This is a genomic window from Flavobacterium sp., from assembly GCF_043756175.1.
GTDB lineage: Bacteria > Bacteroidota > Bacteroidia > Flavobacteriales > Flavobacteriaceae > Flavobacterium.
Genome location: NZ_JAYURN010000071.1, coordinates 1 through 4,861 on the forward strand (window position 1 = coordinate 1; position 4,861 = coordinate 4,861).

General features: G+C 32.1%; 4 protein-coding genes and 1 pseudogene. 4 read left to right on the forward strand and 1 reads right to left on the reverse strand.

The annotated features are described in order from the left end of the window. Positions 1 to 84, reverse strand: a pseudogene (locus ACH2BP_RS05415) (acyl carrier protein); the annotation flags it as partial. A 175-nt stretch (positions 85 to 259) separates the two neighbouring features. On the opposite strand from ACH2BP_RS05415, the gene ACH2BP_RS05420 reads away from it, so the two are divergent. The 4 genes from ACH2BP_RS05420 to ACH2BP_RS05435 all read left to right on the forward strand — a co-directional run bounded on the left by ACH2BP_RS05420 (position 260) and on the right by ACH2BP_RS05435 (position 4,275). Continuing rightward, complete coding sequence (locus ACH2BP_RS05420) at positions 260 to 829, forward strand: phosphoribosylglycinamide formyltransferase (RefSeq protein WP_395057777.1); 570 nt, start codon at positions 260 to 262, stop codon at positions 827 to 829. Between the two features lies 1 nt (position 830). Continuing rightward, the gene (gene rnhA, locus ACH2BP_RS05425; RefSeq protein ID WP_395057779.1) at positions 831 to 1,310 is read left to right on the forward strand and encodes a ribonuclease HI; all 480 of its coding nucleotides are present in this window, start codon (positions 831 to 833) and stop codon (positions 1,308 to 1,310) included. A gap of 76 nt (positions 1,311 to 1,386) precedes the next feature. Further along, positions 1,387 to 2,310, forward strand: a complete 924-nt coding sequence (locus ACH2BP_RS05430; RefSeq protein ID WP_394758981.1) for a PfkB family carbohydrate kinase — start codon at positions 1,387 to 1,389, stop codon at positions 2,308 to 2,310. Positions 2,311 to 2,376: 66 nt separating this feature from the next. Then, positions 2,377 to 4,275 carry an amidophosphoribosyltransferase gene (locus tag ACH2BP_RS05435; RefSeq protein WP_395057781.1) on the forward strand — a complete coding sequence of 633 codons (1,899 nt, stop codon included), beginning with the start codon at positions 2,377 to 2,379 and terminating at the stop codon, positions 4,273 to 4,275. Positions 4,276 to 4,861: the final 586 nt, after the last annotated feature.

A 4,861-nucleotide genomic window follows, 5' to 3' on the forward strand; every position in this document is an offset into this window, starting at 1 on the left:
GCTTGCTTCTGTTACAACTTCGTTTTCGTCAACGCCTAATTTGTCTACGATAATCGCTTTTACTCTTGATGCAATGTCTGACATAATCTTTAATTTTAATTTTTAATTTGATGGCAAAAATAAAAAACTTTATCTTAAAACCACATTTTAGTTAATAAATCTGACCACGAATTTAAAAAAATATTTTCACAAAGAGCAATTATTTTTATTTATTATCATTTATTATTCTTTTTTTTGCGTAATATAAATCACAGTATAAATGAAAAAGGTTGTAATATTTGCTTCAGGTTCGGGTTCTAACGCCGAAAATATTGTTTTGTATTTTAAAAATAATATTCAAGTAAACGTAGTCGCAGTATTTACTAACAATCTACATGCCAAAGTTTTAGAAAAAGCAAATCATCTTAAAGTCCCTACTGAAGTATTCGATAAAACAGAACTTTCTGATGGTACAGTTTTAAATAAAATAAATAAAATAAATCCGGATTTAATTGTTTTAGCGGGTTTTCTATTAAAGTTTCCAGAAAATATTATTGAAGCTTTTCCTAATAAAATAATAAACATTCACCCAGCTCTACTTCCAAAGTATGGAGGAAAAGGAATGTACGGAATAAATGTTCACAAAGCAGTTTTTGAAAATAAAGAATTAGAAACGGGAATAACTATTCACTATGTAAATAAAAATTATGATGAAGGTGAATTTATCTTTCAGAAAAACACTTCAATTATAAATTGTAAAACGCCAGAAGAAATTGCCCAAAAAATACATGAACTAGAAATGGAATGTTTTCCAAAAGAGATAGAAAAATTACTAATCCCAAAAACATAAATTGAACCACGAAGTACACATATACACTGATGGCGCAGCCAAAGGCAATCCCGGTCCAGGCGGATATGGTGTTGTGATGGAATTAGTAGGAACTACTTTCAAAAAAGAATTTTACGAAAGTTTCCGACATACGACCAATAACAGAATGGAATTATTAGCCGTAATTGTTGGTTTAGAAAAACTTAAAAACCCAAATATGAAAGTTTTAGTGGTTTCGGATTCTAAGTATGTAGTAGATTCTGTAGAAAAAAAATGGGTTTTAGGTTGGGAGAAAAAAGGATTTAAAGACCGGAAAAATTCAGATTTATGGAAACGTTTTCTAATTATTTACAGAAAACATCAAGTAGATTTTAAGTGGATAAAAGGTCACAACAATCATTCGCAAAACGAACGATGCGATGAATTAGCCGTTTTCGCATCTAACCAAAAAACACTTTCTATTGATGCTTTTTATGAAAAGGAAGAAGCCAAACTATTATGAAAACTTTACAACTTTCAATCGTTGCAACTTTGTAACTTAAAAACTATCTTTGCACTTTAATTTGAAACTCAAAGAAATGAATAAATTATTAATTGTTGGAACTGTTGCTTTCGACGCTATTGAAACTCCTTTCGGAAAAACAGACAAGATATTAGGTGGTGCAGGAACATATATTGGACTTTCGGCTTCACATTTTAACTTACAATCTGCAATAGTTTCTGTTGTAGGAGACGATTTCCCACAAGAATATTTAGATTTATTAACCTCTAGAAACATCGATATTTCAGGTCTTGAAGTAGTAAAAGGAGGAAAAACTTTCTTTTGGAGCGGAAAATATCATAATGATTTAAATTCTAGAGATACATTGGCTACAGAACTAAATGTCTTAGCTGATTTTCAACCTAAAGTTCCTCAAAATTTCAAAAATGCCGACGTTGTTATGCTTGGAAACTTGCATCCAATGGTACAAAGCAGTGTTTTAGATCAAATGGAAGAAAAACCAAAATTAGTTGTTCTAGATACTATGAACTTTTGGATGGATTGTGCGCTTGAAGATTTACTAAACGTCATAAAACGTGTCGATGTTATTACCATAAATGATGAAGAAGCGCGCCAATTGTCAGGAGAATATTCTCTTGTAAAAGCTGCAGCGAAAATCCACACAATGGGACCTAAATATGTAGTAATTAAAAAAGGAGAACACGGCGCCTTAATTTTTCACAACAAAGAGGTTTTCTTCGCACCAGCATTACCGCTTGAAGAAGTTTTTGATCCAACAGGAGCAGGAGACACATTTGCAGGAGGATTTGCAGGATTTATAACACAAAGCGAAAATGTTTCTTTCGAGAATATGAAAACCGCAATCATTCACGGATCAAACTTAGCATCATTTTGTGTTGAGAAATTTGGAACCGAAAGAATGTTAAAATTAAACAAGGAAGAAGTTGTCGCGAGATTGAAACAATTCAAATCTTTAACACAATTTGATATAGTATTATAATAAAAACGCCTCGAAATTTCGGGGCGTTTTTGATTTAAAAAATAACTACAAAATTACAACAACCCAATGAGTGATGCAATAAAACATGAATGTGGAATAGCATTTTTAAGATTATTAAAACCGCTTGAGTTTTATAAAGAAAAATACGGCACTGCTTTTTACGGAATACAAAAAATGTATCTCCTGATGGAAAAACAACACAATCGTGGTCAAGATGGTGCTGGTTTTGCAAGCATAAAATTAGATGTAGATCCTGGCGAAAGATATATAAGCAGAGTGCGTTCTAACGACCCACAAGCGATACAAGATGTTTTTGCACAAATAAATGCAAGAGTAAACGAAGAAATGATTGCTCATCCAGAATATGCAGATAATGTGGCGCTTCAAAAAGAAAATATTCCCTACATAGGCGAATTGTTTTTAGGACATGTTCGCTACGGAACTTTTGGAAAAAACAGTATTGAAAATGTACATCCTTTTTTGCGTCAAAATAATTGGATGCATAGAAATTTACTGTTAGCAGGAAATTTTAACATGACTAATGTTAAAGAACTTTTCAATAGTTTAGTAGAGTTAGGCCAGCATCCAAAGGAAATGGCAGATACAGTAACTGTCATGGAAAAGATTGGTCATTTTCTTGATGAAGAAGTAACTAATTTATACCAAGATTGTAAAAACGAAGGATATTCGAAAAGAGAAGCCTCAGCAGTTATTGCCGAAAGACTCGATTTAGTAAAAATTTTAAAAAGAGCCTCTAAAAATCTCGATGGAGGTTATGCTATGGCAGGATTATTAGGACATGGGGACGGATTTGTATTTCGCGACCCAGCAGGTATTCGTCCAGCTTATTATTACCAAGATGACGAAATAGTGGTTGTGGCTTCAGAAAGACCGGTTATTCAAACTGTATTTAATGTTGATTTCGAAAAAGTACAGGAATTGCAACCTGGAAATGCTTTAATAATCAAAAAAAATGGAAAAGTTTCCGAAGAAGAAATTATTACTCCAACTATAAAAAAAGCGTGTTCTTTCGAAAGAATTTATTTTTCACGAGGAAGCGATGCCGAAATTTATCAGGAAAGAAAAAATCTAGGAAAATTAATACTTCCTGCTGTTCTAGAAGCTATAGATAATGATACTGACAATACGGTTTTCTCTTATATTCCAAATACAGCAGAAACTTCTTTTTACGGAATGGTCGAAGCGGCACAGGATTTTTTAAATCAACGAAAAAACAACTTTATACTTGCCAATCGTGACACACTAACAACCGAATCACTTCAAGAATTATTGTCGGTAAAAATTAGAACTGAAAAAGTAGCTATAAAAGATGCGAAACTGCGAACATTTATCACCGAAGACAGCAGTCGAGATGATTTAGTTGCTCACGTATATGATGTCACTTATGGTGTGATAAAACCAACAGACAATCTTGTTATAATAGACGATAGTATTGTTAGAGGAACGACGTTAAAAATGAGTATCATAAAAATGATGGATCGTTTGAAGCCAAAAAGTATTATTGTAGTTTCATCTGCACCACAAATTCGTTATCCGGACTGTTATGGGATAGATATGGCAAAACTAGAAGGATTGGTTGCCTTTAGAGCTGCTTTAGAGCTGCTAAAAGAAAGAAACTTATACCACATTGTAGATGAAGTTTATACTAAATGTAAAGCACAAGAAAATCTAAAAGATGATGCAGTTGTAAACTTTGTAACCGAAATTTATGCGCCTTTCAAACCACAAGAAGTGTCAGATAAAATTGCAGAAATGCTTACAGAGGATTCAGTAAAAGCAAAAGTAAAAATTATTTTTCAAACGGTAGAAGATCTACATGTTGCTTGTCCTAAAAATCTAGGCGATTGGTATTTTACAGGTGATTATCCAACAGCTGGTGGAAACCGAGTTGTAAACCGAGCATTTATGAATTTTTATGAAGGTAAAGATGCTCGAGCATACTAAAAACAAATAAAAATACAGTTCAACGAGTATAATTACAATTCAACGATTTAATTTGGCTACAACACAAACTCCACATACTTTAGCTCTACCATTACATAAGTAGGTTAAGTTTATGGTAGATTTGGGGCAAAAAAGGTAGAACTAATAATTCTACCTTTTTTATTGGAATAAAGTCAAGGAAAAAAATACCCAAAAATTCTTTATAAAGATGCCAAACACAACATTTCTTTTTAAATATCTTACAAAATTATTTTTTTAATCTTTAATCTACCAAAAAACAGAGGATTTCTAACCAAATTTAGTTAGAAACCAATCTAACAAAATTCAGTTAGACAATGTTTTTCATCGGATTTTTTTACAATTCATCGTTTTTATTTGGTAAAAAAACAGTCTCCATATACTTTTACTTCACCATTACATAAGTAGGTTAAGTTATGGTAGATTTGGGGCAAAAAAGGTGAAACTAATAATTTCACCTTTTTTATTGGGACAAAATCATATAAAGAAAAAAGACGAACAAACTTACTAAAAAGTCCATTCGTCTATTCTCTAAAATCTATTTAACAAACTATTTTGCTTCCGCAAA